Annotated in this window: 1 protein-coding gene and 1 pseudogene; both read right to left on the bottom strand. The window is 61.2% G+C overall.

The annotated features are described in order from the left end of the window. Window positions 1-1045: 1045 nt before the first annotated feature. Window positions 1046-1366: a hypothetical protein gene (locus tag HOLFODRAFT_RS0215465; protein ID WP_148300475.1), complete on the bottom strand. Its 321-nt coding sequence runs from the start codon at window positions 1364-1366 to the stop codon at window positions 1046-1048. Between the two features lie 270 nt (window positions 1367-1636). Further along, window positions 1637-2278 (bottom strand): annotated as a pseudogene (istB, locus tag HOLFODRAFT_RS21705) (IS21-like element helper ATPase IstB); the annotation flags it as partial.

Below are 2278 nucleotides of genomic sequence, written 5' to 3'. Positions count from 1 at the left end.
GCCTCCTCGTTGCCCAGCATCCCGTCTCCCACTTGTGCAGGTACGAGATTGCCTCGATTTCTTCCCATGACTTCCCCTCCGTGAGGGGGGTCAACTTTCGTGTCGTTCCTGGGTCAGTTTCTGATGTCGCCTGACACGTTATGTCTAGGGAGGGGGCGGCAGTCCTGCCTGGAGGCTCCATGTCCGCGAGCCCGAAGGGCGAGTGGGAGCACCCTGCGAGGCAGGGTGCGATACATGGAGGAGCCAGGCGGGACCAGTTGCGATAACGCCGCGTTATCGCAACTGCGACACCGACCGACCGCCCCGGATGGCGGACCTCCCGTACTACCCCCCCCAGGCGCTGGAGGGCGTTGGGCGCTTAGCATGGCCGCCGACGCCGCAGGCGGCGGCCACCTTCCTCTTTGCCTTCCCCTCCGCGAGGAAGCTCCTGCTGATGATCTCCCCGGCAGGGCCGATGGTGGGAATCGCGCAGCGATTTCCAGGCGTAGCCCGAGGGTGTGGGAAGCATGTGGAAGGCTCCAGGGGAGCCGGTGGCCTGTGGGGTCCGCTCTCTGGACTCCATGGGCCATCCACGGGCTTTCCATGCCCGAGCCATCGGGCCGGGATGCCTCGACCCACTCCCCGCGAAGGCTGGCCGCCGTGGGGGGAAAAGACTTTCCGAACCGGAAAGTATGATGTCCATCCCCAAAGGGGATCCTCGCCCGTCACGCTCTCGGATCGCGGGGTGTCCGTGGCAGGGTCAGACCCACACCACCTTCTCGGGACTGCAAAGGTTCGGCGTACGCTCGCGCCCGGTCATGAGCCCACCCCATAGTGGTGGTCTTCAGGCTCATCGACCAGAGGCCCGAAATCACCCTTCATTGCACCTCAGATTGCCTCCCGTCCGAAACTGGCGGACTCGCTTTGCTCGCCCTTGTTTCGCACGAGAGGCACGTCATGGAGGAACCGAAAAGCGCCCAGATCCATCCTCATGCGCGGCCCACCCCTCCGGGATCGCGCCAGGAAATTCGCCTGTCACGCTCCCGGATTACGGGGTGTCCGTCAATCAGAATGTATTCAGCAATCCCACTAGATTATCAACAACTTTACTTGAACCACTTGCCAGCAAGTCAACGCAAATCGTAGTTCCGATCATGTCATCGTATTCAAAATAAATACTAACGCCATTTAGCTCTCCGACCCATCGACTAGAATCAGGACCATCGTTCTTTTCGTTAATCTCAACGCCCAACCCTTGAATTACAAGTGAAGAGACAGTATCAAAAAACTCCTCTGACTCGGGGTCGATACCGATAGAGTTCTTCGCTGCCCCCCCAAGCACAGCGACACGCATTCGGTCGTTCTGTATACGTTGCGCAATTTTCATCATTTGATCCCAAACATTTTGTTGAACGAAGCCGCTCCGCGGCGGGGGTGGCGCCGTGTGGCGGGCCCGCGCAGTAAGAAAGCTAGCAATTCCATGTAAATGAAGGCTCCTTGGTCATCGCGATGTTGACGCATCGCCAGACGACTGTCAAGCGACATGAAAATTAACCCACCCGGCGACACGAATATTGACCCCCTTGTTGTATGAGCCCGTGGGGTGTCTGGAGCGTAGGCCGTAGGCCGAAGCGGAGGACGCCCCACTGGGTGCGGCTCAGGTGGTGGCCGCTGGCACCGGGGCCGGGACGATCCCGGCTCGGCGCTTCTCCCGCAGGCGGTAACTCTCGCCTTTGATGGTGATGATGTGGCTGTGGTGCAGCAGTCGGTCCAGGATGGCGGTTGCCAGGATGGTATCCCCGAACACCTCGCCCCACGCACCCACTGGCTGGTTGCTGGTGATCATGAGGCTGCCCCGCTCATATCTCCGGTTCACGAGCTGGGACATGAGGTGGGCCGCCCGCCGCTCGAAGGGTAGATATCCTAGCTCATCCACAATCAGTAGTTTGGGCTTCGAGAAATGCAGGAGACGCTCCTCCAGGCGACCCTCTGCCTCGGCCCGCATCAGTTGACCCACCAGGGCCGTGGCGCTCACGAACAGGCAGCTCGCGCCCCGTTCGATGGACTTCCGCCCCAACCCGATGGCCGAGTGGGTCTTACCCACCCCTGGTGGCCCAAGGAGCAGGATGTTCTCCGCATGAGCGATGAACGGTCCCCGTCTCCAGCTCCCGGATCAGGCGGCGATCCAGGCTCGGCTGAAGGTCGAAGTCGTAGTCATCCAGGCTCCGCCGGATCGGGAAGTGGGCGATCTGGATGCCCATCCGGGTTCGCTTTGAGTCCTTGGCCGCTGCCTCCTCCG

Origin of the sequence: Holophaga foetida DSM 6591, assembly GCF_000242615.2 — a bacterium.
In the GTDB taxonomy this organism is placed as follows: domain Bacteria; phylum Acidobacteriota; class Holophagae; order Holophagales; family Holophagaceae; genus Holophaga; species Holophaga foetida.
This window is presented reverse-complemented; position numbering and strand designations above follow the sequence as displayed.

Bases quoted from the DNA above. Each gene is read 5' to 3' on its own strand.
- HOLFODRAFT_RS0215465 (WP_148300475.1), bottom strand. From the start codon at position 1,366: ATGAAAATTGCGCAACGTATACAGAACGACCGAATGCGTGTCGCTGTG.